This window comes from Actinobacillus genomosp. 1 (assembly GCF_029774175.1).
Taxonomy (GTDB): domain Bacteria; phylum Pseudomonadota; class Gammaproteobacteria; order Enterobacterales; family Pasteurellaceae; genus Actinobacillus.
Window position 1 is genome coordinate 1,402,421 of the sequence record NZ_CP103834.1, and the last position, 24,782, is coordinate 1,427,202.

Annotated in this window: 22 protein-coding genes; 9 read left to right on the top strand and 13 right to left on the bottom strand. The window is 40.6% G+C overall.

Translation table 11 applies throughout. The annotated features are described in order from the left end of the window. Positions 1–36: 36 nt before the first annotated feature. The 7 genes from NYR63_RS06405 to ybaK form a co-directional block, all read right to left on the bottom strand. Positions 37–1,881 (bottom strand): ABC transporter ATP-binding protein, encoded by a 1,845-nt coding sequence (locus NYR63_RS06405; RefSeq protein ID WP_279456790.1) that lies wholly within the window; start codon positions 1,879–1,881, stop codon positions 37–39. 103 nt (positions 1,882–1,984) lie between these two features. Beyond that, positions 1,985–2,494 carry an S-ribosylhomocysteine lyase gene (luxS, locus tag NYR63_RS06410; RefSeq protein ID WP_279456791.1) on the bottom strand — a complete coding sequence of 170 codons (510 nt, stop codon included), beginning with the start codon at positions 2,492–2,494 and terminating at the stop codon, positions 1,985–1,987. A 56-nt stretch (positions 2,495–2,550) separates the two neighbouring features. Continuing rightward, on the bottom strand, positions 2,551–5,217 hold the full coding sequence (locus NYR63_RS06415; protein ID WP_279456792.1) for a PqiB family protein: 2,667 nt from the start codon (positions 5,215–5,217) through the stop codon (positions 2,551–2,553). A 149-nt stretch (positions 5,218–5,366) separates the two neighbouring features. Beyond that, entirely contained in the window at positions 5,367–5,816 is a 450-nt protein-coding gene (gene fur / locus NYR63_RS06420; RefSeq protein WP_005601736.1) for a ferric iron uptake transcriptional regulator, read from the bottom strand. A gap of 29 nt (positions 5,817–5,845) precedes the next feature. Continuing rightward, positions 5,846–6,370: a flavodoxin FldA gene (gene fldA, locus NYR63_RS06425; RefSeq protein WP_005598185.1), complete on the bottom strand. Its 525-nt coding sequence runs from the start codon at positions 6,368–6,370 to the stop codon at positions 5,846–5,848. 20 nt (positions 6,371–6,390) lie between these two features. Beyond that, the gene (gene ybfE, locus NYR63_RS06430; protein ID WP_005619180.1) at positions 6,391–6,672 is read right to left on the bottom strand and encodes a LexA regulated protein; all 282 of its coding nucleotides are present in this window, start codon (positions 6,670–6,672) and stop codon (positions 6,391–6,393) included. A gap of 209 nt (positions 6,673–6,881) precedes the next feature. Further along, positions 6,882–7,355, bottom strand: coding sequence for a Cys-tRNA(Pro)/Cys-tRNA(Cys) deacylase YbaK (ybaK, locus tag NYR63_RS06435; RefSeq protein WP_279456794.1), 474 nt, complete (start codon positions 7,353–7,355; stop codon positions 6,882–6,884). A 91-nt stretch (positions 7,356–7,446) separates the two neighbouring features. On the opposite strand from ybaK, the gene NYR63_RS06440 reads away from it, so the two are divergent. The 4 genes from NYR63_RS06440 (at position 7,447) to NYR63_RS06455 (ending at position 11,447) form a co-directional block, all read left to right on the top strand. Next, positions 7,447–8,448, top strand: a complete 1,002-nt coding sequence (locus tag NYR63_RS06440; RefSeq protein ID WP_279456796.1) for an oxidoreductase — start codon at positions 7,447–7,449, stop codon at positions 8,446–8,448. Positions 8,449–8,508: 60 nt separating this feature from the next. Beyond that, on the top strand, positions 8,509–9,804 hold the full coding sequence (locus NYR63_RS06445) for an NCS2 family permease (RefSeq protein ID WP_279456798.1): 1,296 nt from the start codon (positions 8,509–8,511) through the stop codon (positions 9,802–9,804). 105 nt (positions 9,805–9,909) lie between these two features. Beyond that, entirely contained in the window at positions 9,910–10,260 is a 351-nt protein-coding gene (locus NYR63_RS06450; protein ID WP_279456800.1) for a DsrE/DsrF/TusD sulfur relay family protein, read from the top strand. Further along, complete coding sequence (locus NYR63_RS06455) at positions 10,260–11,447, top strand: NAD(P)/FAD-dependent oxidoreductase (protein ID WP_279456801.1); 1,188 nt, start codon at positions 10,260–10,262, stop codon at positions 11,445–11,447. The genes NYR63_RS06450 and NYR63_RS06455 overlap by 1 nt, the downstream gene beginning before the upstream one ends. A gap of 158 nt (positions 11,448–11,605) precedes the next feature. On the opposite strand, the gene infA is transcribed toward NYR63_RS06455, so the two are convergent. Then, on the bottom strand, positions 11,606–11,824 hold the full coding sequence (gene infA / locus NYR63_RS06460) for a translation initiation factor IF-1 (protein WP_005598198.1): 219 nt from the start codon (positions 11,822–11,824) through the stop codon (positions 11,606–11,608). A gap of 90 nt (positions 11,825–11,914) precedes the next feature. Further along, positions 11,915–12,574 (bottom strand): YtjB family periplasmic protein, encoded by a 660-nt coding sequence (locus NYR63_RS06465; protein WP_279456802.1) that lies wholly within the window; start codon positions 12,572–12,574, stop codon positions 11,915–11,917. Positions 12,575–12,665: 91 nt separating this feature from the next. On the opposite strand from NYR63_RS06465, the gene serB reads away from it, so the two are divergent. The 4 genes from serB (at position 12,666) to glgP (ending at position 16,828) form a co-directional block, all read left to right on the top strand. Next, a complete protein-coding gene (serB, locus tag NYR63_RS06470) occupies positions 12,666–13,526 on the top strand; it encodes a phosphoserine phosphatase SerB (protein ID WP_279456803.1) in 861 nt (286 codons plus the stop codon). Between the two features lie 58 nt (positions 13,527–13,584). Further along, positions 13,585–14,076, top strand: a complete 492-nt coding sequence (locus NYR63_RS06475) for a YajQ family cyclic di-GMP-binding protein (RefSeq protein WP_115590638.1) — start codon at positions 13,585–13,587, stop codon at positions 14,074–14,076. Between the two features lie 59 nt (positions 14,077–14,135). Beyond that, a complete protein-coding gene (locus NYR63_RS06480; protein WP_279456804.1) occupies positions 14,136–14,321 on the top strand; it encodes a DUF5363 domain-containing protein in 186 nt (61 codons plus the stop codon). A gap of 107 nt (positions 14,322–14,428) precedes the next feature. After that, positions 14,429–16,828 carry a glycogen/starch/alpha-glucan family phosphorylase gene (gene glgP / locus NYR63_RS06485; RefSeq protein ID WP_279456805.1) on the top strand — a complete coding sequence of 800 codons (2,400 nt, stop codon included), beginning with the start codon at positions 14,429–14,431 and terminating at the stop codon, positions 16,826–16,828. A 61-nt stretch (positions 16,829–16,889) separates the two neighbouring features. Here glgP and malT read toward each other — a convergent pair whose 3' ends face one another. The 4 genes from malT to malK all read right to left on the bottom strand — a co-directional run bounded on the left by malT (position 16,890) and on the right by malK (position 23,171). Beyond that, complete coding sequence (gene malT / locus NYR63_RS06490; protein ID WP_279456806.1) at positions 16,890–19,607, bottom strand: HTH-type transcriptional regulator MalT; 2,718 nt, start codon at positions 19,605–19,607, stop codon at positions 16,890–16,892. Between the two features lie 123 nt (positions 19,608–19,730). Next, positions 19,731–20,618: a maltose operon protein MalM gene (gene malM / locus NYR63_RS06495; RefSeq protein ID WP_279456808.1), complete on the bottom strand. Its 888-nt coding sequence runs from the start codon at positions 20,616–20,618 to the stop codon at positions 19,731–19,733. Positions 20,619–20,689: 71 nt separating this feature from the next. After that, positions 20,690–21,961, bottom strand: coding sequence for a maltoporin (locus NYR63_RS06500; protein WP_279456809.1), 1,272 nt, complete (start codon positions 21,959–21,961; stop codon positions 20,690–20,692). A gap of 70 nt (positions 21,962–22,031) precedes the next feature. Then, a complete protein-coding gene (gene malK, locus NYR63_RS06505) occupies positions 22,032–23,171 on the bottom strand; it encodes a maltose/maltodextrin ABC transporter ATP-binding protein MalK (protein ID WP_005601766.1) in 1,140 nt (379 codons plus the stop codon). A gap of 376 nt (positions 23,172–23,547) precedes the next feature. Here malK and malE point away from each other — a divergent pair, with 376 nt between their 5' ends. Then, positions 23,548–24,732 (top strand): maltose/maltodextrin ABC transporter substrate-binding protein MalE, encoded by a 1,185-nt coding sequence (malE, locus tag NYR63_RS06510; RefSeq protein ID WP_115587377.1) that lies wholly within the window; start codon positions 23,548–23,550, stop codon positions 24,730–24,732. Positions 24,733–24,782: the final 50 nt, after the last annotated feature.

Below are 24,782 nucleotides of genomic sequence, written 5' to 3' on the forward strand. Positions count from 1 at the left end.
TTTCTGCAAATTCGACCGCTTGTTATAAGTGAATAGTTAGTGAATATCTTCAGCTAAGAAACCACCGCTTTGGTGTGCCCAAAGTTTGGCGTAAACACCGTTTTGTGCCAATAATTCTTCATGGCTGCCTTGTTCCACAATTTCACCTTTATCCAACACAATCAGTCTATCCATCGCCATAATGGTTGAAAGACGGTGAGCAATTGCCACTACCGTTTTGCCGTCCATTAACTCGGTTAAGTTTTCTTGAATTGCCGCTTCAACTTCTGAATCCAACGCACTGGTTGCTTCGTCCAATAATAGAATCGGCGCATCTTTTAACATCACACGTGCAATCGCAATACGCTGACGCTGGCCGCCGGAAAGTTTTACGCCTCTCTCCCCCACATGCGCATCAAAACCGCTTCTGCCTTTCGCATCTTGTAGATTCGGAATAAATTCCGCCGCTGCCGCTTTTTCTACCGCTTTCAACATTTCTTCTTCAGTTGCATTCGGGCGACCATAAAGTAAGTTTTCACGCACTGAGCGATGTAATAACGAAGTATCTTGCGTCACTAAGCCAATTTGTGAACGGAGGCTCTCTTGGGTAATATCACGTACATTTTGCCCATCAATCGTAATTGAACCGTCTTGAATATCGTAAAAACGTAGCAATAAGTTAGTGAGCGTGGATTTACCTGCACCGCTGCGTCCAACTAAGCCGACTTTTTCACCGGCTTTAATGGTTAATTCAAAATCTTTAAGCAACGGCTTTTTCGGATCATACGCAAAATTGACGTGTTCAAATTTAATTTCGCCTTTGCTAACTTCAAGCGGTTTTGCATCCGCTTTATCCACCACCGTATGCGGTTTTGATAAGGTTTGCATACCGTCTTGCACCGTACCTAAGTTTTCAAATAAACGAGCAAACTCCCACATAATCCATTGCGATAACCCTTTGATACGTAAAGCTAATGCGGTTGATGTGGCAATCGCCCCGGCAGTAACCAATTCAGCTCCCCAAAGCCATAATCCGATACCGGCGGTTGCGACAATTAAGCCGATACTCATCGCATTGGTAAGGGTTTCGATGACGGTGACCAGACGCATTTGTTTATGCACGGTAACCATAAATTCCTGCATTGATTCTTTCGCATAAGCCGACTCACGATTGCCATGCGAGAACAGTTTTACCGTCGCAATATTTGAATAAGCATCGGTAATACGACCGGTCATTAAGCTGCGTGCATCAGATTGTTCTTGTGCCGCTTCCGCCAATTTCGGTACGAAAATGCGGATCATCACCGCAAGGGCAATAACCCATAGAATAAACGGCACAAATAACCAACCGTCAAACTGTAATAAGATCACACTTGAGGTCGTTAAGTAAACCGCAACGTAAACCAACATATCCGCACAGGTCATAATCACATCACGCACGGCTAAAGCGGTTTGCATCACTTTCGCCGAAACTCGTCCGGCAAATTCGTCTTGATAAAAGCCCATACTCTGACCGAGCATTAAACGGTGGAAATTCCAACGCAAGCGCATTGGAAATACGCCTTGTAACGACTGGAAACGGATGCTACTCGCTAAAAAGACAAATAAAATCCCTAACAAGGCGATGCAAAACATCGTAATAATACTACCGCTTTTCTCCGTCCAAAGTTGCGCCGGAGAATATTGTGCTACCCAGTCAACCAATTCGCCCATAAATTGAAATAGTACTGCTTCGATAATCCCGACTGCCGCAACCAAGACGGTTAAAGCGATTAAATAACCACGCATGCCTTTGGTCGCTTCAAAAATAAACGGGATAATTCCCGCTTTGGGAGTTTTCGGCGGTGCATCCGGGTAAGTTTCTACCCTTGCTTCAAACCAACTGAAAATTTTGTCTAACATTTTACTTTCCTGAAAAAACTAAAAGACGCAATAGGCGTCTGTCAAAAATTAGCATAAATTTAAGAAGAAAAAGACGTAATAAAGATTACGCCTTTTTAAAGAATTATGGATTTAATAATTTATCATCAAGCGCTAAATCTTCGTTACGGTTTACGCCGATACCCTTGGCTAACACATCACGAGCGATTTGATGCGCTTCTTCAAGTGAATGCTCTTTATAAGAGCCGCATTGATATTCGTTTAATTCCGGAATTTTTGACACGTCCGGTACTTTATTTAAAGCATCTTCCATCGATTTTGTCCACGCCGAAACCACATCCGCTTCGCTTGGCGCACCGATTAACGACATATAGAAACCAGTACGGCACCCCATCGGCGAAATATCAATAATTTCTACACTTTCACTATTTAAATGATCACGCATAAAGCCGGCAAATAAGTGTTCCATCGTGTGAATACCACGTACCGGTAAAATATCAATATTTGGACGGCAAAAACGTAAATCGAATACGGTAATCGTATCGCCCTTCGGCGTCGTCATCGTTTTTGCAACACGCACTGCCGGTGCGTTCATACGAGTGTGATCAACTTTAAAGCTATCTAATAAAGGCATTTTTTACTCCAATTTAAAATTTAACGGGGGTACGATAATTACCCCATATTCTGAAATTATTCTGCGATTCCTTGATCCCATTCAGGTGCTTCTTGCGGAATCTTACGTTGCAATAAGAAATGGCGATTCGGTTTCGCTTGCGGCTGCACCACTCTACCCGATGGGGTAGAGAATTCAATACCGCCTTTTAATAACTGCGACATGGTGCCCGAATTCATACTCACTCCTTGTAAGCTAACATCCATGGTATAACCGGAAGCCGCCCAAAATTCGGTATTATTACGCACCAAATGTTGGTATTTACTTTCAATACTCAAGTGAATCATCACTCTGTCGCCTAATTCACTTAGATTTAAGCGTTTGACGATCCCCACTTGCATTCCTCGGTAAAGCACCGGTGCATCCGCTTCAATCCCACGCGCATCGCTGGTTTCTACTATGACAGGAAAACCATTCGCATAAATGGTTTTATTGGTATCAGTATCGCTTAAAGTAAATTGCGTTTTGCGATTGCCGTTCCCTGCATCTACATTAATGTAGTTTTGTAACGCCGCATCAATATTTTTAACACCGCTAGTGGTAATTTCCGGTGAAATTGCACTAAATCGGCTGCCTTCTTTCGCCACCAAAGCATAATATTGGCTATCAATGTAAGCGGTCGCTTTTATCTGTTTCTTTGCATTTTGCAGTTCAAGCGATTCAATCTGTCCAATGGTTAAGCCCATATATTTGATGTCCATACCTTTTGACAGTTTGGAAGCATCTTTGGCGATTAAGGTAATACGGGTATTACCCGAAGTCGCTTTCGCTTGGCTGGCATATAAGGTTTTATCGCCTTTCATGCCGCCGTTATCAAAACTGATTGCACCTTTCAAAGTTCGCATAAGCGGTGCGGCTTGTACATTTAAGCCTTGCATAGAAAGCTCGGCAGAAACCGCCGGTTCAATCCAAAAACGACTTTTCTCACTAAGCAAATGACGATATGCCGGTTCCACAAACAAATCGACTTCGAATTGACTTTTTTGCGGACGTACTTTCAGCACTTCACCGATTTGGAAATTTCGATAAAGCACCACCGAGCCTTTATCAATACCGGACAAATCGTTAGCCGATAAGGTTAAGGTTGTCTTTTTATGATCATCGATAATACCGGCTTCGGCACTTTCAACATCTTTATAAAGCGGATATTGTTTTTTAGCCTCGCCTTGAGCTTTGTCCGTTAATAAGCGAATACCGCCTTTTAGCCAATCACTTGGAGAACCCGCTTGTACTCTCATTCCGTCTAAACCAACCGATACGTCTAAGTTTGAAATAGCAACAAATTTACTGTTACCGGCGACCAAATGGCGATACGGTGGGTAAATAATGCCTTGGAAAGTCACTCCTTCCAACGTTAAAGTACGTTTCAGTAATTCACCGATTTGTACATCGTTATAGTAAATACCCTGCCCTTGATCAACACTATATGATTGCGGTGCGCTAAAAGTTAAAGCCAGTAAATTCGGACGAGAAAGTAGATAATCCGCTTCCTTTTGCACCTCAAAATCAAGTTTCGGCTCCCCCTTACCGGCATCAATATCGAAATAAATACCGCGTAACAATTCTCCGACTTTACTAAGTTGCTCTTTGTTTAAAGCAAACTTAGGCTCTTTAAGTAAAATTTTAGTACCGCTGTTAAATAAATTTACATGATTCGGATCAATTAACAACGTACCGCGAATCATACCTTTCTCTAACGGTTTATTCTCCGTATTTACTTCTTTTTCCTCTGCGGGAGCTGATAAAGCTAAACTTGAAAGCACTCCGACTTGAATATTTTGGTAGAAAACCGGCGTTTCATTTACTTTTAAATTCTGCATAATCGGGAGAGTAATATTAATCGGTTTACCTCGTTGCGCCGATTTTAAACTTTCGTATAAGGTAAATTTTTGTCCCTGATCCGCTACAACCGATTCTTCAGGCGAATCAAAAGCTACTGCTCCCTGAACTACCGAAGCAATGCTATCGACATTTACCGATACGCCGGATAAACCGATATTCGCATTAATTCCGCTAATGTTCCAAAAATGACTGTCTTGCTTGACTAAATTGGCATATTTTTTATCAATAACAACGTCAATTTCCACTTTCTTTTGATCAGCGGTAAAACGATAATCCGCAATACTGCCCACCGGTACTTTACGGAAGTAAACGCTCGCTCCAACCGTAATTGAACCGAGATCATCCGATATTAAACGGATCAATAAATCGCCGTCCGTTACCGATACCGTCGGCGGTTCTTCCTCCGCAATAAATTCGTTGGCAGTTTTTCCTTCTCCCGGAAGCAAGGTAATATAGTTACCGGAAACTAAGGCATCCAGTCCTGACACGCCGGCAATCGAAGCACTTGGTTTTACCAACCAAAATTTAGTTTGCTCTCGTAATACCGCCTTTGCTTCGGGATTCACCTCCGCTTGTACTTCCACTTTTTTAAGATCTTCGACAAAATAGACCTTCTTCACTTGCCCAATCTGCAAACCTTGATAACGAATTACGGTTTTACCTGCGGTTATGCCGTCACCTTCGTTAAAACGAATCGTGATCATTTCGCCCTGTTCTTTAAGAATTTGGAAAAATAACAAGCCGCCAATCACAAAAGCTACGATTGGTAATAACCAAAAAGGTGAAATTTTTCGAGGCAGTCTGACTTTCGCCTCTACAGGCTGTGAAATATTATCTGTCATTAAATTGGGATCTCTTTCAGATAGCGGTCGTTTTTATGAAAAATTTTACAAAATCAACCGCTTAATTTCATATCCTTTAGATAACACAAAACCGAAGGTTTAAAAAAACCTTCGGTATATGTCTGCTTTATATTGAACGATAAGATAAATTATTTTTTATCTTTTGAAGAATCACAATGTGAAATGTCGCTACATTTTGCATAAAGATATAAACTGTGTGTCGCTAATTTCATACCGTGCTGTTCACTGATTTCACGCTGACGACGTTCAATATCCGGATCCTTAAACTCAAACACTTTACCGCAATCCATACAAATAATGTGATCATGCTCATGATCAACATTTAATTCAAAGACCGCTTTATTTGCATCAAAGTTATGGCGAAGTAAAATACCTACTTCTTCAAATTGGTTTAATACGCGATAAACCGTTGCCAAACCAATATCAGAACCCTGTTCTAACAAAATTTTATAAATATCCTCAGCAGAAAAATGTTGCATATCTTCACGATGTTGCTGCATTAATGCAAGGATAGTTAAGCGAGGTTCAGTGACTTTTAACCCCACACTTTTAAGAAGTTTTGCATTTTCTTCAGACATAACTTGTTACCTTTCATCTTTTGTATTCATTATGCTAATTGATCTAAGCACATCTCATCAAAGATCTGTTTACACCAACGGTTTACACGCTCACCGGTTAATTCTGGTTGGCGATCTTCATCAATACATAAACCAACAAATGTATTCTCATCCACTAATGCTTGCGATACTTCAAAACTATAGCCTTCAGTCGGCCAATGTCCGACAATTACACCGCCGTTTTGCTCAACCACATCACGAATGGTACCCATCGCATCACAGAAATATTCCGCATAGTCTTCTTGGTCACCGCAACCGAAAATACCGATTACTTTACCGCTAAAATCAATTTCTTTTAAAGTCGGCATAAAATCATCCCAATCCGCTTGAGATTCGCCGTAATACCACGTCGGAATACCTAAAAGTAAGAAATCGTAAGCTTCAATATCTTCTTTCGCGCTTTTTGCAATATCGCGCACATCAATTAAATTCGCACCGATTTCTTTTTGAATCATTTTTGCAATATTTTCTGTATTACCAGTATCGCTACCGTAGAATAAACCTACTACTGCCATTTGAATTTACCTATTTCTCTCTAATCAGTCTGATTATGAATATAATCATTTAAAATAATTTCGATTAACTGCCCGCGTGTCACTCCACGTTGAGACGCTTCATCCTCAAGCATCCGAACTAAATCCGCATGTAATTTTAATTCAACACGCTTCAACCCGGACGAACGATCTCGCTTAAGTTGATTACGTTTATTAATACGAACTTGTTGTTCTCGACTTAACGGATTGGTTCGTGGTCGCCCAACTTTTGGCACGGTTGCGAACAGATCTAAGGTTATACAATCTGCATCCTGTTTTGCCATTTGTTCCACACGAAAAGATATTTGCCTATCATTTCAATAGACAAGTCTAATTGAGAATGAGAAGCTACTTACTAATAGGGTGCCACTATATCACACTAATTTAATCTTGAAAATTGTACACCCCAAATTTAATCCGGATTTTCAAAACTTTCCGTAACGATTATTATTCTTTATTTAAGATTACAAAAAAGCCGAAATCCGCCCGCTTGTTATTCCTTAATATCGGCAAAAGTTGCGTTTAGCAAACCAGCCAAATCTTGCGGTGCCAATTCCACGTCTAGGCCTCGCTTACCGCCGGATACAAACATCGTTGCAAACTGTTGTGCGGAGCTGTCAATCACCGTGGTTAAACGTTTTTTCTGCCCTAGCGGGCTAATTCCTCCTAGCAAATAACCGGTCGTTTTCTGGGCGATATCTTTATCCGCCATTTCCACTTTTTTCACGCCGAGCGCACTTGCCGCACGTTTTAAATTCAACGTATGCGAAACCGGCACAACCATCACCGCTAATTTTTTCTGATCGCCGTTTTCCGCTACCAATAAGGTCTTAAATGTTTGGTTTGCATCAATACCTAATTTTTCCACCGCTTCTTGCCCGAAATTAGTGTTATTCGGATCATGTTCATAAGGATGAAGCGTATGTGCAATTTTTTGTTTTTTTAATAAATTTATTGCCGGGGTCATTAGTTTTTCCTCTTAAAAATATGTACAATTGTTACTTTTGTGTGTGCGTTACGCTAAAAAATCAAGCGTATAAAAAAGGAGCAACTCACCTATGTCGAATTCCATTACATCAGATATCCGTTTAGCGATTGCCGCTGATTTTACCTTGTCATCAAAATTACTTGAAGCATTAGCTGAGTGTGATTTGCGCTTAGACAATATTTCTGCAATCGAAATCGAGCCGTTCGGTGAAGAACAATCACTTTATATGGGCAGTAAAGCAATCGAGCAAATTGCGCTTGATGAAGTAAATTGGGCGGATTTCAGCCACGTTTTGTTTGCCGGCAAAATGGCACAAGCCGAAGTTTTAGCACAAGCGGTGCAAGCCGGTTGTATTGTACTCGATCTATACGGCATCACGGCATTAATTGCCAATGTGCCGGTAATCGTGCCAAGCGTCAATGACGAAGCTATTACCAACTTACGTGAACGCAATATCGTTGCACTGGCTAACCCGCAAATTTCACAATTAGCCTTAGCCCTCAAACCATTCTTAGCTCAACCGTTAAGCCATATTTTTGTCACTTCATTATTACCGGCGGCGTATTTCGGTGATGAAAAAGTTAAGGAACTTGCCGGACAAACCGCACGTTTGTTAAACGGCATTCCGTTTGATGAAAATGCGGAACGTATCGCATTCGATACCGTGCCGGCAAACGTGCAAGGCGAAGAGAAAAACTTACCGTTCTCTCGAGTTTTCGAATTACAACTTGCAAAAGTTTTACCGAATTTAACCGCTTCCACCACCTTCCATTCGGTGCAAACACCGGTCTTCTACGGTATTTCGCAAATGGTTACTTTACATTCGGAATATCAATTGGACGTTGATAGCGTTAGCGCAGAATGGCAACAACAAAATTGCTTACATTTCCATGAAGAAAGCGTAATGACACCGGTTAAAAACGGGGAAAACGAAGAAGAAAATAAACTTCAAATCAGCCAATTATTGGCAAAATCGGAAAATGAAGTGCAATTCTGGTCTGTTGCTGACGAACAGAAATTCAGTCTAGCGTTTTTAGCGGTTCAATTACTCAACTTAGTGTTGGAATATTAACTTTATCCGCTGCGGAACGTAAAATCGTTCCGTAGTTTCTTTCTTTTACCTGAGGTTTTTATGTTAGAACGTTTGTTCCAATTATCCGAAAAAGGCTCTAATGCCAAAACGGAAATCGTGGCGGGGATTACTACTTTCTTCACCATGGTTTATATCGTATTCGTCAATCCGTCTATTCTCGGTGTAGCGGGAATGGATACTCAAGTGGTTTTCGTCACCACCTGTTTAATTGCGGCATTCGGTACGATTGCAATGGGCTTATTCAGTAATCTTCCTATCGCACTCGCACCGGCAATGGGCTTAAATGCGTTTTTCGCCTTTGTGGTGGTACAAAAATTAGGTTACTCATGGCAAGTGGGTATGGGTGCTATTTTCTTAGGCTCGGTCGGCTTATTCTTATTAACCGTTTTCCAAATTCGTTATTGGTTTATGTCAGCGATTCCGCTCGGTTTACGTGTCGGTATCGGTGCGGGTATCGGCTTATTTATCGCCCTTATCGGCTTTAAAAATATGGGATTAGTAGTCGCAAATCCAGCTACGTTAGTCGCTTTGGGTGATCTGCACGATCCGAAAGTGTTAATGGGCATCTTAGGCTTCTTTATTATCGTAGTACTTGCTTCTAAAGGCTTTCACTCCGGCGTATTAATTTCTATTGCCGTTATCACAACTTTAGCACTCATTTTTGATCCGGCGGTAAGTTTTAACGGCGTCATGTCTATGCCGCCGAGTTTAGATGCGGTAGTCGGCCAAGTAGATATTGCCGGCGCATTAGATGTCGGTTTACTCGGTATTATTTTCTCCTTTATGTTAGTAAACTTATTCGACTCGTCAGGTACATTAATTGCGGTAACCACCAAAGCCGGTTTTGCCGATAAACAAGGTCGCTTCCCACGTATGAAACAAGCCTTATTAGTGGACAGTACCGCTGCAATGGCCGGTTCATTTATGGGTACTTCGGCAATCAGTACTTATATTGAGAGCGGCTCAGGCGTATCGGTCGGCGGTCGTACCGGTTTAACCGCTGTTACCGTAGGTATCTTATTCTTATTAACCATTTTCTTCTCACCGCTTGCAGGGGTAGTTCCGGCTTATGCAACCGCCGGTGCGTTGGTTTTTGTAGGGATTTTAATGGCTTCAAGTTTAATTGAAGTGAAATGGGACGACTTAACCGAAGCGACCCCTGCGTTTATCACTACCGCAATGATGCCGTTTACTTATTCCATTACCGAAGGTATCGCATTCGGCTTTATTTCATATTGCGTGATGAAAGCCTGTACCGGTCGTTGGAAAGAAATCAATCCGTCCGTTGCGGTAGTATCGTTACTATTTATCGCCAAATTCGTTTGGGTTGGCTAATCTCACTTAACCACGGAATACGTTAAAAACACGGATTTTGTTAAAAACATACAAAATCAGACCGCTTGTTTTATCAATGTATTCCGTATTTTAAAGGAAAATACTATGCAAAAACTTCTTTTTATCTTCAATTCCGCCCCGTACGGCAACGAATCTTTCTTTAGCGGTTTACGCTTAGCATTACAAATCCAAGAACAGCATAAAGCGCAACTTAAGCTATTCTTAATGTCCGATTCGGTTACCGCAGGTTTAAGAAAACAGAATCCGTCCGAAGGCTATAATCTGCAACAAATGTTGGAAATTCTCACCGCACAAGGTGCCACAGTTAAACTTTGCAAAACCTGTATTAATGCGCGAGGTATGACTGAGTTGCCGCTTGCGGACGGTGTAGAAGTCGGAACCCTGATTGAGCTTGCAGACTGGACGATGGAAGCGGATAAGGTCTTAAATTTCTAATGCAACATTTTGATGTCGTCATTATCGGAGCCGGTGCCGCCGGCTTATTTTGTGCCGCCCAACTCGGACAAGCGGGCAAAAGTGTTGCGGTACTGGATTCCGGAAAAAAAATCGGACGTAAGATTTTAATGTCCGGCGGCGGTTTTTGTAACTTTACCAACTTAGAAGTTACGGCAAACCATTACCTTAGCCAAAATAAACACTTTGTAAAATCGGCGCTGGCTCGTTATACCAACTGGGACTTTATCGCCTTAGTGGCGCAATACGGGATTAGCTATCACGAAAAAGAATTAGGGCAACTATTCTGTGACGAAAGCTCGCAACAAATTGTCGATTTACTGCAAGCGGAATGCGATAAAGGCAAGGTGAAAATCTTTTTACGACAAGCGGTCATTTCTGTCGAAAAATTTGCAAATAATTTCCAAATTCAGACCGCTAGTGAAACCTTTGAAACCGAGCATTTAGTCATTGCTACCGGCGGTTTGTCTATGCCGGCGTTAGGCGCAAGCCCGTTCGGTTATAAAATTGCCGAACAATTCAATATTCCGGTCATTCCGCCACGAGCAAGCCTTGTTCCTTTTACTTGGAAAGACTCGGACAAACATTTTGCTACACTTTCCGGCATTGCGTTACCGATTCGTGCCACTTGCAGGCAGCAAAGTTTTAGCAATCAAATGCTATTTACTCATCGAGGTTTATCCGGCCCGGCAATTTTGCAAATTTCTAATTATTGGGACTTGGGTGAAACGGTAGAAATTGATTTGTTACCTTCCGATGATATTTCGATAATCTTAAGCGAATTGCGTCAATCTTCTCCGAAATTACAGTTAAAAACCGTACTAACTCGTTATTTACCGAAAAAATTAGTCGAGCTTTGGTTGGAACAAGGTGATTTCAAAGATAATGTGATGGCTCAGTTAAGCAAAGCGGAATTAAACCAGTTAGATCAATTGATTCACCATTGGCAATTTTTACCCAACGGAACGGAAGGCTATCGTACCGCCGAGGTTACAATGGGTGGTGTGGATACCGATTTTATTTCGTCAAAAACGATGCAAGCGAAACACACAGAAGGGCTTTATTTTATCGGTGAAGTGCTAGATGTGACCGGCTGGCTCGGCGGCTATAATTTCCAATGGGCGTGGTCGTCCGCTTTTGCTTGTGCGGAAGCGATTATTGAAAAATAGTCTTTATTAATTTACCACGGAATACACGGAGAACACCGGTGTTTGATGTGGAAATAAATGTGACATAAGGTAAAAATAAAGCGACCTCAAGCCAAACCCGCTAAAACAAAAAACGGAAGCTGATTTCTCAACTTCCGTTTTTTGTTTTAAGCCTTTAATTAACGAGCACGGAAAATAATACGCGCTTTGCTTAAATCGTATGGCGTCATTTCTACCGTTACTTTATCACCGGTTAAAATACGAATATAGTTTTTGCGCATTTTACCTGAAATATGTGCGGTAACAACGTGACCGTTCTCTAATTCCACACGAAACATTGTATTTGGTAAGGTTTCTAAAATTGTACCTTGCATCTCAATGCAATCTTCTTTAGCCATTGATTCCTCTTTAATTAGGGTTTGGATATAAATAAAAAAACGGGACTTATTATACTCTCATCAGCCTAAATTACAATCACTTCCCAATGATTACTTGTGCCGAAACACTCGTCGTTTCGAATGAAAACGCCGGGTTTGCGTTTTAGGCGAAATTAGCGGTAGTTTTACCGGAGTATGAATGATGGCACTCTTACGGCGAAAGAAATAGTGGTAACTGCTGGCAAGCAAGCCGCCGGCTAACACTAAAATAATTAACTGCCCGTATAATTGATGAAAAATGCGCTCTACTTTACTTTTCGTCGTTTGTCCGTACTGCGCATCAAAAGTCACGCGTAAAAAACCGACCAAATCTTGCTGAGAAAAAATCGGCTCGACAATTTGTTGAGTAACCGGTTCCTCATCTTGCTGAATCAGCGATTTAAATTCTAACGCATTCCGGCTTTGTGCAATCAAAGTTCCGGAAGGCGAATATAAATTAGCATCAATCACAAAATCTTCTTTTGAAAAGGCATCCAACGCCTCTACCAAGTCTTCGCTTTTCACGTTACGAACCAACATCATAGAAAATAGGTTCGCTTGCTGCCGCACCAATAAATGCGAAAGATTGGAAACTTGGTTCACGCTCGCCAATTGCGAACCTAATTTAAACTGATTGATACCGCTTAAAATCACACTCACAATCATTACGCATAACACGCTGATACCGGCAAGTAAGCCGATTTTCATTAATTTTTCACGAGTTAAATACATAGATTAATTGCTAATACCTAATTGATAATAGATAATTCGAAAATACATTATCTATGCAGCACTCGAAAAAGTCTATTAAAAAGAGAATATTATGCCAAACACGATTTTTATCTTCGCTAAACGTCTGACAGAACAGCAAATCTCTCAATTTGTGGCGGACACCGATTCGATATTACTAAAACAAGCGGTCTATTTAAGTTATGACATTGCATTTTTCGAGACAAATTTAACCGCTTGCGATTTACGAGAAGCGGCAAGCCAAATAGCAGCGGATGTGGCGGATTTGGCAATTGTACCCAATCTTACGGAAGCAGGCTTATTAGTGATGGATATGGACTCCACTGCGATTAAAATCGAGTGTATTGATGAAATTGCCAAACTTGCCGGCGCCGGTGAAATTGTTTCGGCGATTACCGCTCGGGCGATGCGAGGCGAGTTGGATTTCGAACAAAGTTTACGTAAACGGGTCGGTACTTTGGAAAATGCACCGGAAAGCATTTTGCAAACCGTACGAGAAAAGCTACCGCTAATGGACGGTTTTGAGCAAATGGTCGTCGAATTAAAAGCACACGATTGGAAATTGGCGATTGCTTCGGGTGGTTTTGATTATTTCGCCGACTATTTAAAAGAAAAATATCAATTGGATTATGCGGTTTCCAATCAATTGGAAATTATTGACGGCGAATTAACCGGTGTGGTGCTGGGTAAAGTGGTGGATGCACAATATAAAGCGCAAACTTTAACCAAATTGGGCGAACAATTTCATATTCCACAAACTCAATGGGTTGCAATTGGTGACGGGGCAAACGATTTACCGATGATCAAAACCGCTGCACTCGGTGTTGCGCTACACGCTAAACCAAAAGTTCAAGAACAAGCGAAATTTGTGATAAACTTCGGTGACTTAAGCGCATTATGCGTTTTACTTAATGCGAAAAATCTTTATGTCTAATCCGACTACGGCGAATGATGATAATAGTTGCCGTAGTTTCAATAATGAGGAATAAAAAATGCCGTCTTTTGATATTGTTTCTGAAATTACCATGCACGAAGTGCGTAATGCGGTGGAAAATGCCAACCGTGTATTAAGCACACGTTATGACTTCCGCGGCGTTGAAGCGGTTATTGAGCTTAACGAAAAAAACGAAAGTATTAAATTAACCAGCGAATCCGATTTCCAATTAGAGCAATTAATCGAAATTTTAATCGGTTCTTGCGTAAAACGCGGAATCGAACACAGTTCGTTAGATATTCCGAGCGAAGCGGAACATCACGGTAAACTTTACTCAAAAGAAGTTAAGCTCAAACAGGGTATCGAAACCGAAATGGCGAAGAAGATCACTAAACTGATCAAAGATTCAAAAATTAAAGTGCAAACTCAAATTCAGGGCGAGCAAGTACGCGTAACCGGTAAATCTCGTGACGATTTACAAGCGGCGATCCAATTGGTAAAAGGAGCGGAACTTGGTCAGCCGTTCCAATTTAACAACTTCCGTGACTAATGATGAATAAATAAGCGGTCAAATTTAACCGATCTTTTGTAAATTCAATGAGGTGAAATATGTCAGACGAGCCAAAAGGGTGGTTTAAAAAAGCACTTGCCAAATACGACAAATTTTGTGAAGAACTCGGTGTAAACCAAGGTGCTTGCCGTGGCTGCGTGCCGGTGGTGAAATTCGATCCGGAAAAAGAACCGAAAGCAACAAAATCACAAGATAAAAATGCGACAGAACAGCACTCAAGCTAGTCCTACTACTAAATCCTCCCTGACTAATTTTAGCGGGGAGGATTTTTTTATTCAGTGGCTTTTTGATAATAGCGAAAAATTTCTTACTTTCATTCTGGAGAAAATGTATGGCGCTCACGGCACAATTTTCAGCATTGTTTGAACGCAGTTTACAAGCTTACTGCGAAGAACGTTCTTTAAATCCAACTCAATTATCCGATCAACAATGGTATCAGCTGGTGGCACAAGTCGCGCACCAAGCCGCTTTGCAATTTTTCCCGAAAAACGCACCGCTTGTTGATACTCGCAAAGTCAATTACCTTTCAATGGAATTCTTAGTCGGGCGCTTACTCGGTAATAACTTACAGAATCTCGGCGTATATCAATATGTGGTAGATGAAGTGGCGAAATACGGCAAAACATTGGTCGATATTTTAGAACAAGAAACTGATCCTGCTTTCGGTAACGGCGGTTTAGGACGCTTAGCCGCCTGCTATTTAGACTCAATGGCAAGCCTTGCTCAACCAGCAGTAGGCTACGGTTTACATTATCAATACGGCTTATTCAAACAAAGCTTTGATTGGGCGGGCAGACAACATGAAGAAGGCGATGCGTGGGGACGTGATTTCTTCCCTTTACAGTCACATCGTGCGGATTTCCGCCAACCAGTCGGCTTTGCCGGTGAAGTTCGTCATATTGCCGGCGATAAATACGAATGGCAACCGGCATGGACAATTTACGGTGAAGCGTTTGATTTACCGGTAGTCGGTTATAAAGGCGTACAACAACCGTTACGCTTATGGCAAGGCTATAGTGAAACCGCTTTTGATTTAGCCAAATTCAATGACGGCGATTATTTAGATTCGGAATCAATGGTAATTGATGCGTCAAAAATTACCAAAGTGCTTTACCCGAACGATAACCATCAAAACGGTAAAGAATTACGCTTAATGCAACAATATTTCCATTGTGCTTGTTCGGTAGCGGATATTATCAAAAATCACTTAGCTAAAGGCAGAACTCTCGACCAATTAGCGGAATTTGAAGTGATCCAATTAAATGACACCCACCCCGCAATCGCGATTCCTGAATTAATGCGCTTATTACTCGACCAATACGGTTACAGCTGGGAAAAAGCGTGGTCAATCTGTTCAAAAGTATTCGCTTATACCAACCACACCCTGTTACCGGAAGCGCTAGAACAATGGGATCAAAACCTTGTTGCTAAATTATTGCCTCGTCATTTGATCATCATTGAACGCATTAATCTTGAGCTTTACCAACAAGTCAAAGCTTGCTTTACAGAAGATGAATTAGCCAACGTATGGGACGAAACGGCAATCATCGCCAATAATCGTGTGCGTATGGCTAACCTTTGCGTGGTCGGTTCATTTGCGGTTAACGGTGTGGCACAAATTCACTCGGATTTAGTGATTAGCGATTTATTCCCTGCTTATGCCAAATTATTTAACGGCAGATTCCACAATGTGACGAACGGTATCACCCCACGCCGTTGGATCCGTCAAGCTAACCCGTTATTAAGCGCATTACTCGATCAACATATTGAAGGCGACTGGACACAAAATTTAGAGCTGTTACGCCAAATTGAACCGCTTGCAGAAAATTCAGCATTTCAGACCGCTTACGCAGAGATTAAGCAACAAAATAAACAGGCGCTGGCACAAGTAATTGAGGAAACACTGGGTATTCAAGTGAATCAAAATGCGATCTTTGACGTACAAATTAAACGTTTCCATGAATATAAACGTCAACACCTCAATTTATTGAATATTATTGCTACTTATCAAGAGCTGAAAGCCAATCCGGATATGCCATTCGTGCCGCGCGTCTTTATTTTTGCCGGTAAAGCCGCACCGGGTTATTTTATGGCGAAGCAAATTATTCAAGCGATTAATAATGTGGCGCACGTCATCAATAACGATCCGGAAATGCAAGGTAAATTACAAGTGGCGTTTTTACCGAACTACAGCGTAAGTTTAGCGGAAAAAATCATTCCGGCGGCAGATGTTTCCGAACAAATTTCCCTTGCAGGTAAAGAAGCCTCCGGTACCGGTAATATGAAATTAGCCCTAAACGGTGCAATTACCTTAGGTACGCTTGACGGTGCGAATGTGGAAATTGCCGAATTTGCCGGCGAGGAAAATGTCGTGATTTTCGGTCATACGGTAGAATCCGTACGTGAATTACGAGAAAAAGGTTATGTTTCTCGTGAATACTACGAACAAGATGAAGTATTACGTAAAGCGATTGATGCATTAGCGGACGGCTCATTTGCCGGCGGTAATCAAGAAATCTTCGAACCATTGGTTTATGATTTGCTAAACAAAGACTATTTCTGCGTATTGGCCGATTTTGCCAGCTACCGTGAAGCACAACAAGAAGTTGCAAAACGTTACCAAAATCAGACCGCTTGGTTAAAATCAACGATTCTGAATACCGCTCGTCTTGGCACTTTTAGCTCAGACCGTTCAATTCGTGATTACCAAACAAGAATTTGGAAAAGATAACGAAAAAAGTAACCCTCGCCCCTTGTGGGCGAGGGTCGATTTTTCTTCGTTTAGAAGAAAATTAACTATACCCCATCATTCTTAATAAACTACGAGTATATTCAATCGCTTCACTACGATTCGCCACACCGATTTTTTGATATAGATTACGAATATGCGTTTTAATCGTAGTTATCGCTACCACCAATTCCTGTGAAATTTGTTCGTTACTGTAACCTGAATAAATTAAACCGAGCACCTGCCATTCTCTCGCGGTAAGCGGGCTAATTTTAAGTAACTCCGGTACTTGTGGATTCCTCAACAAGTTAGCGACAAATTCTTCATCAAAATGCGCAAATTTATGGCGATTGTGCTGGTTAATACTCCGCAAAATAAACTGCGCTTTGTGGGTCGAAAGTTCATCCAACACATTGATTTGTAACAACTGACGGATTTGCTGCGCCATCAAATCACCTTCAATCACAAAAGCACTGATAAAATTGGTTTGTTGGGTTAGATTTAACGCTCGAATCAAATCTTTTTGTGCAAGATCCATTCTACCTTGGCGATAAAACACTCGGTTACGCAAAATCAGCGCTCGTTGCGTATCGCTGATTAAATTAAAGGTTGCAGAAGTTTGTAACAGACTATTCAAAATATTCAACGCTTGTTCAAAGTTATCTTGTAGCAAATAACAACGAGCGATATTACGCCATTGACGTTGTAAAAAGTGATTATTGTCTTGTTCCGGAAAACTAACTTGCGTCAACCAGCTTTCTAAATGCGACTTATCATCACTGATTTGCCAATACAGCATTTGTACTTCGTCAAAAGTTGAACGCCAATCCCAATGCACCGCCTGAGCAATAATTAAATTGCGACATTGTTCTATCAAACGTCCGGCATTATTTAAATCGCCTTTAGTCAGCGAAACCTTTGCCAACAATGCCAAACAATGCGCTTGCTCGCCCTCTTTTTCTAAGACTTCAATACCGGCATTCGCCATCGCTTCCGCTTGATCTAAATGATGCCATTCCCACAAGATTTGTCCTTTTAAACGCAATAGAAATTCATGCATCGGAATTTGGTGTAAATGCTGCGCTTGTAAAGTGGTATCTTTTAGCAAATCATAGGCAGACTGCCAAAAGCCCTGTGCCGATAAAATTTCCGCTTGTTGCAGCTTCGACCATAACCATTGATGATAGGCCCTTTGCTCTAATGCCATTTTCTCCACTTTCTGCATTTGAACTAAGCCTTCTTTCAGATAGCCTCGACAATGTTGTGCTTCTCCAATAATGGAATTTGCAACAATTTGCGCATAACCGAAATCAGACGACAGATGAACAAGCGCCTGTTTTGCTAAATTATAGGCCTGCTCATCATTACCTTCATTAATTGCTACCTGTGCTTTTAGTGCATCAAAACGTGCTTGTAAATCAGCAACAAGCGGTTGATTTGGCTGAAATTTTTGCAAAATACCCGATACTTCTTGATGGCGGTGCTGGCTCTGTGCAAGCCACGCTTTTAACAGCACTAAGTTTGAGTCTTGCCAAAGTTGCTGCGCTGAAAGTAATGCCAAACAGTCTTCCAATAACTTAAGCTGACCTTGATGAAATAAAGACCAACCATGTTCTTGTAAAATGGTATAAAGCGTTTGAGAATCTTCCAACATCTGCGCATGATAAAGCGCCTCGGATCCATAGCCTAATTTCAGCCACATCATCGCTGCAATTTTATGTAGCTCTTGCCATTCACAAGGCAGTTCTAAACGACAACTTTGCGCAAGATAAGATGCTAAAATCGGATGAAATTTCCACCAAATTTCACCATCGTCATGCAATATCCGTTGAATAAAAAGCCCTATTTTTTCTAATTCATCGAGCTTTTTCACACCGTTTTCATCTTTGGTTAAAGCGAGTATCAATTTTTCATTCATCGAACGTAAAATCGCACAGCGTTGCATAAATAACTTAATTTCCGGCTCAACGTAATGGAATACTTCTTCATTCAGATAATCGGCAATATGTTGTTGATTAAGCTTGGCAAATAATTTTTCCGGAGAACGCAATAATTCAGGATTTTGCTTCACTGCAAAACTGACTAATTGCAATGCCGTTGCCCAGCCTTCAACCCGATCACAAAGCGAAAATACCTCATCATCTGTAAGTGGTTCATTAAATTTTAACGCTAAAAATTGACGAGTTTCGGTCGGCGTGAATGCCAGCTGATGCACATCAATTTCTAATAGTTGTTCATGAATTCGTAAATTGGTAATACTTAACGGAGGGGTTAAACGTGATAAGACAATCAAGCTCATTGTCTGCGGCTGATGCTTTAACCAAAAACGAAGTGCATCGTGAATTTCGCTATTTTCAATATGATGATAATCATCTATCACTAGGTAGAAATGGCTACGTACCTGAGAAAGTTGAATAAGTAATTGGGAAAAATAATCAACTAGATTATTTTGATAAGTGATACCGGCAAAAGACAAATCAGTCGCATGAGAAAGTGCAGCAGTAAAATAAGCGGAGAATTGCTCTGCTTTATTATCACTTTCATCAAGTGAATACCAGCCGATACGCTGATTCTTTGTCAGTTGTTTTTCTTTCCATTGACAAACCAATGTCGTTTTACCATATCCTGCCGGTGCAATCACAAGTGTCATCGGATAAAATTCCGCTTTATTTAATTCATTTAATAAAGATGTTCGCTCAATCGTTTCATTATCTTTAGTAGAACGATTAGCTTTACTGGAAATCAATTTTGTCGGAATTAATCTTGAAAACGTTTGTTGCATCTTGCCTCCACTACATAATATAAATAGATTCTAACAATTTTCCGGTTCTCTGGATAGCGGATATAAAAAAGCCACTGAGAGCAAGGACACCCTCAATGGCAAAAGATAAAATGAAAAAAACATCTATTTTTTGGAGGAAACTTGTTTTAAGAAAATCTGACGAGGTGCAGTAAGTCCCAATTGTTCTGCTTCATTCACTAAATTCATCGCTTTATTGATATCGTTATTTTTAAGCGCCGTCATAACTGCTTCATTAAAATATTGTTCCGTAGTTTTCTCTACAGATTTCAATTTTGCATTTTTTTGTGTATTTTTAACCGCTTTCGCTTCCATTCCAACTGGTTGAGAAGCTGTCGGTTTTGCTTCAAATAATGCCCCGCCATTAGCCACATTACCTAAACCGACAAATTGAGTACTCTGAATACCATCTACATTAATTTGAATTTGTCCTGAATTAGTGTGCTTTACCAGTAAATCCGCAATTGCAGGCGGTTGGTTACCTTTTGCTTTTTCATATAATTTCACTGGATGAGTAAATGTCGTTTGTCCTGCGAGATCTTTTTCAGTGGTGTAGATCAGTAAATAAATAAAATCTTGTCCGGTTGCCGGCGTTAAACTTAATTCCGCTTGAATTTGCCCGCCTTCAAAGCCTCGTTCTTCCACAACTTTAAATTGCGAAGCGGGGTATGTTAGCGACTCATTAAAATTCGCATCCAGAACTAAGATATTCGGTACAAAAATATGGTCATTATCCACCACCAAACTACTCACTTTGATCTTGAGTGTACCTTGATTTGCCGGAATTTTATAACCGATTACCGCACTATTTGTGCCTGCCAGCGTTTGGCTAAATGTACGGATTTGTTTTTCTGAAAGTTCATTAACAATCTTTTGTGAGAAAGTCACATCTTGCCAACCAAAACGACTTAGTTCTGTTTTTGACGGTGTCGCTGCCATAGCAACCGATGCAAATAAAACACTTGATAAAAATGCTGCAATTTTGGTTTTCATAAATGCCTCTCTAAAAAATTATCTTTTACATCGTATAAAGGGGCGTAATACATACGCCCCAAATGGCTCAATTACCACCATGCTTCAAATTGAACACCGCCGATAAACTCGCCGTCTTTCGCTTTATAACCAGCGTCTGTACGATGTGCCGTGTTAAATTTGTCATTCCAGTGTGCGTAAGTGCCGAATACACGGATTGCAGGGCGAGCCCAAATGCTACTACCCGCTTGCCATTGTTGCGCAATAGTGTATTTCATCAGATCATTTTTCTGACCGCTTGCTTGATCTTTAATACGGTCATAACCCACTTCTAATAAGGTACTCATTGTATCGCTCCATTTATACATTGGGCGAACACCCGCAGAGTACCAAGTCTTACCTCGTTTATTATCTAAGTCTGTTTTTTCGTAGATTAACGCATACATTACTTCTACTTTATCGCTTGCTTGTACAACACCTTGGTTAATTAAACGAAGCATATCGCCTTTATTATTCGCAGAACCGCCTTGTGAATGACCGGTACTCCATGATGTCATCGCATCTTTGGCATACTGTGCGGTAAATTTATTAAAACCACCGAAGAAGTTACCTTGAGTGTGCTCAATAGTTGCCATATAACCATGTTTGGTTGCATCTTTTTCATAGATTGCACCATCTTTAGTATGCGCATTACCAAAGTCAAAACCGATTTCTAATGAACCGTCTTTATTCGTTTCAAGACCGGCTAAACGAACATCGAATACATCGTTATAAACGTCTTTATTTTTATCTTGGCTGCTTTCCCATTTTTTAGTAATAGGATTATAGTTCCAGCTATATGCACCATCTTTTTCAGTATTACGAGTTACCGCTAAAGAGAGTTTACCGAAACCGACATCAATATTTTCAACCCCTGCACCCGGGCCTGAAATATCCCAGTAGTAGAAGTCATTCATATGTACATCGTGACGTTGGTAGAAACGTTTACCAGCCCATAAAGTAGCGCCCGGTAAGCTGTCAGCGAAGTTCTTGAACTGTACGTTAATTTCACGAAGTGCCGGATTAGTTGCTTCCCAGTCCACTTGTTGGTTCACCGAATAAGCAACGTTAGAGTCTAAATAAATCGATTTCTCACCATTTTTATAAAGCTCTTGACCTAATTTTAATTCCGCATAAGTTTCTGCTTCATTACCTAAACGGTATTTTGAACCGCCACCATTCACAGTAAATGCCGATTGCTCGCCACCACCCGAAGTCCAGCCGATACCGGAACGTGCATAACCGTGGAAATCAACCGCTAATGCACTGGTTGAAAGTAAAGCACTTGAAACTAAAGTTGCTAACATCGTTTTATTGAGGTTCATAGGAAACTCCTTTCTCTTTTCAGACAGTTTTTTTTCATTATTAAAATTTAAGGGAAACCCTTAAGAACATTTATACGCCTTGCTCGACAAATAAACGTTTACATGCCGTGCCATCTTCTCGGAAAAGATGACAACGATTCGGATTAATACCAATCGACATTGAATCACCTTCTTTCACTAATACAATGTCATTTTGGCGATAGACCAAACTCTGTTTAATCGGTGGCATTTCAATATGAACTTGCGTTTCGTTACCCAATTGTTCTACTACTTTTACCGTGCCGGAAATACAAACTTCGCTTTGTTCACACGGTAATAAATGTTCAGGACGAATACCTAATGAAAGGTTATCTCCTACTTTTACGCCACCACTTTCAACCGGTACCCAGAAATTTAAATGGGTTGAATCCGGTAATTCAATTTTCACCCCACCTTCACGCACATCAATCACTCGCACCGGCAAGAAATTCATCTTAGGTGACCCGATAAAACCTGCCACAAAACGATTTGCCGGATAGTGATAAAGCTCTAATGGCTTACCCACTTGAGCAACGTTCGTTGTAAGATTGCTGCCTGCAGAAAGCGCTTGTAAAACAACAATTTTATCAGCGAGCGTCATTGCTTCGATTTGGTCATGCGTTACATAAATCATTGTTCTGCCAAGTTTTTTATGTAATTTTGAGATCTCTACACGCATTTGCACACGTAATGCCGCATCTAAATTTGAAAGCGGTTCATCCAATAAAAATACTTCGGGCTGTGAGACTAAGGTACGCCCAATTGCAACACGCTGACGTTGACCGCCCGACAATTCTTTCGGCTTGCGATTTAGTAAATGAGCGAGTTGTAGAATTTCTGCAACTTGGTTGACTCGCTGATTGATTTCTTCTTTTTTAGCACCAGCCAATTTCAAACCGAACGACATATTTTCTGCAACAGAAAGATGGGGATAGAGGGCATAAGATTGGAATACCATACCGATATTTCGATTCGCCGGCGGTACATCATTCATTCGTTTATCCCCGATGAATAAATCACCGGAGGTAATTTCTTCCAAGCCGGCAATCATACGTAATACGGTTGATTTGCCACAGCCTGACGGGCCAACAAAAACAACAAATTCGCCGTCTTTAATTTCTAAATTAACATCTTTAGAAATATGTACATTGCCATACGATTTGCATACATTTACTAATCGAACATCTGTCATTTTTTACCCTCACTTTCTTATTTAAGAATTATGAAGTTTTATTCACAATCCTACTCTAACCTTGTACTTAGTTTACTTATTTATTTAATTTGCACATCATACCTCTGAAATTTTTTCAGTTCTTAACTCAATGTTTTTATTCGCTTTTTTCCGTTATTTTTTGTGACATTGATCACAAAAAAAATAACAAAATTTGTGACCGAAATCACAAAAATAGAAAACATTAAGAATTCTGTGAACTATATCAATAAATTGAAAGGGAGGGAGTAGGAGGGGGGATGATGAAATAAAAGATAAATTTTCTCATTATGCATTACGAAAATGGCTAATCTCTAATTAGTCTATTAATTATTTGAAACCAACTGAGGGAAATCCTATGAAAAAATTAACTAAAACCGCTTTAGCTGTATTAGCAGGATTATGTATTGCTCAAGGTGTGAATGCCAAAATTGTCGAAGGACAATTAAATGTTTGGATTAACGCAGATAAAGGTTATAACGGTTTAGCTGAAGTGGGTAAAAAATTTGAAGCTGAAACAGGTGTTAAAGTCATTGTAGAACACCCAAGTAAACTCGAAGAATTATTCCCACAAGTCGCATCAACCGGTGATGGCCCTGATATTATTATTTATGCACATGACCGTTTTGGTGGTTATGCTCAAACCGGTTTATTAGCAGAAATTCAACCAAGTTCAGATTTTAAAGCGAAACTCTCAGATATTGGTTGGGAGGCGACTAAATATAATGGTAAACAAATTGCTTATCCTATTGCTGTAGAAGCTATCTCTCTTATTTATAACAAAGATTTAGTAGCAACACCGCCAAAAACATGGGAAGAAGTTGAGAAACTGGATAAAGAATTAAAAGCCAAAGGCAAAAGTGCGATCATGTGGAACTTACAAGAACCGTACTTCACTTGGCCGGTTATCTCATCTCAAGGTGCTTACGCATTTAAAGTTACGCCAAATGGCTATGATGTGAAAGATATCGGTGTAAACAATGAAGGCGCACAAAAAGGTTTACAATATGTTGTTAACCTCGTAAAAAACAAAGTAATCAGTGCAGATATGGACTATGCAGTTGCAGAAGCCGCCTTTAATAAAGGTAATACCGCATTAACCATTAATGGTCCTTGGTCTTGGGCAAATATTGAGAAAAGTAAAATTAATTACGGTGTAGCCGTTCTTCCAACTTTAAACGGTAAAGCATCAAAACCGTTTGTTGGCGTATTAAGTGCCGGTATCAACGCTTCAAGCCCAAATAAAGACTTAGCGAAAGAATTCCTTGAAAATCACTTATTAACCGATTCCGGTTTAGATACAGTAAATAAAGATGTTCCTTTAGGTGCTGTAGCGCTTAAATCTTTCCAAGAAAAACTAGCGAAAGATCCTCGCATTGCCGCAACCATGGCAAACGCGGAAAATGGTGAAATTATGCCGAATATTCCGCAAATGAGCCGTTTCTGGTATTCGGAAAAAGCAGCTATTGGTAATGCAACTACTGGTCGTCAATCCGTAAAAGCCGCACTTGATGAAGCTCAAGCAAAAATTGAGAAAGAATAAACATTCTCTCATCCCATAGGTGGGTCTTAAGACCCACCATTATATTTATC

What these genes read in the sequence shown, in the direction of transcription:
- NYR63_RS06405 (WP_279456790.1), bottom strand. Translation starts at nt 1,881, where the DNA reads ATGTTAGACAAAATTTTCAGTTGGTTTGAAGCAAGGGTAGAAACTTAC.
- luxS (WP_279456791.1), bottom strand. Translation starts at nt 2,494, where the DNA reads ATGCCTTTATTAGATAGCTTTAAAGTTGATCACACTCGTATGAACGCA.
- NYR63_RS06415 (WP_279456792.1), bottom strand. Translation starts at nt 5,217, where the DNA reads ATGACAGATAATATTTCACAGCCTGTAGAGGCGAAAGTCAGACTGCCT.
- fur (WP_005601736.1), bottom strand. Translation starts at nt 5,816, where the DNA reads ATGTCTGAAGAAAATGCAAAACTTCTTAAAAGTGTGGGGTTAAAAGTC.
- fldA (WP_005598185.1), bottom strand. Translation starts at nt 6,370, where the DNA reads ATGGCAGTAGTAGGTTTATTCTACGGTAGCGATACTGGTAATACAGAA.
- ybfE (WP_005619180.1), bottom strand. Translation starts at nt 6,672, where the DNA reads ATGGCAAAACAGGATGCAGATTGTATAACCTTAGATCTGTTCGCAACC.
- ybaK (WP_279456794.1), bottom strand. Translation starts at nt 7,355, where the DNA reads ATGACCCCGGCAATAAATTTATTAAAAAAACAAAAAATTGCACATACG.
- NYR63_RS06440 (WP_279456796.1), top strand. Translation starts at nt 7,447, where the DNA reads ATGTCGAATTCCATTACATCAGATATCCGTTTAGCGATTGCCGCTGAT.
- NYR63_RS06445 (WP_279456798.1), top strand. Translation starts at nt 8,509, where the DNA reads ATGTTAGAACGTTTGTTCCAATTATCCGAAAAAGGCTCTAATGCCAAA.
- NYR63_RS06450 (WP_279456800.1), top strand. Translation starts at nt 9,910, where the DNA reads ATGCAAAAACTTCTTTTTATCTTCAATTCCGCCCCGTACGGCAACGAA.
- NYR63_RS06455 (WP_279456801.1), top strand. Translation starts at nt 10,260, where the DNA reads ATGCAACATTTTGATGTCGTCATTATCGGAGCCGGTGCCGCCGGCTTA.
- infA (WP_005598198.1), bottom strand. Translation starts at nt 11,824, where the DNA reads ATGGCTAAAGAAGATTGCATTGAGATGCAAGGTACAATTTTAGAAACC.
- NYR63_RS06465 (WP_279456802.1), bottom strand. Translation starts at nt 12,574, where the DNA reads ATGTATTTAACTCGTGAAAAATTAATGAAAATCGGCTTACTTGCCGGT.
- serB (WP_279456803.1), top strand. Translation starts at nt 12,666, where the DNA reads ATGCCAAACACGATTTTTATCTTCGCTAAACGTCTGACAGAACAGCAA.
- NYR63_RS06475 (WP_115590638.1), top strand. Translation starts at nt 13,585, where the DNA reads ATGCCGTCTTTTGATATTGTTTCTGAAATTACCATGCACGAAGTGCGT.
- NYR63_RS06480 (WP_279456804.1), top strand. Translation starts at nt 14,136, where the DNA reads ATGTCAGACGAGCCAAAAGGGTGGTTTAAAAAAGCACTTGCCAAATAC.
- glgP (WP_279456805.1), top strand. Translation starts at nt 14,429, where the DNA reads ATGGCGCTCACGGCACAATTTTCAGCATTGTTTGAACGCAGTTTACAA.
- malT (WP_279456806.1), bottom strand. Translation starts at nt 19,607, where the DNA reads ATGCAACAAACGTTTTCAAGATTAATTCCGACAAAATTGATTTCCAGT.
- malM (WP_279456808.1), bottom strand. Translation starts at nt 20,618, where the DNA reads ATGAAAACCAAAATTGCAGCATTTTTATCAAGTGTTTTATTTGCATCG.
- NYR63_RS06500 (WP_279456809.1), bottom strand. Translation starts at nt 21,961, where the DNA reads ATGAACCTCAATAAAACGATGTTAGCAACTTTAGTTTCAAGTGCTTTA.
- malK (WP_005601766.1), bottom strand. Translation starts at nt 23,171, where the DNA reads ATGACAGATGTTCGATTAGTAAATGTATGCAAATCGTATGGCAATGTA.
- malE (WP_115587377.1), top strand. Translation starts at nt 23,548, where the DNA reads ATGAAAAAATTAACTAAAACCGCTTTAGCTGTATTAGCAGGATTATGT.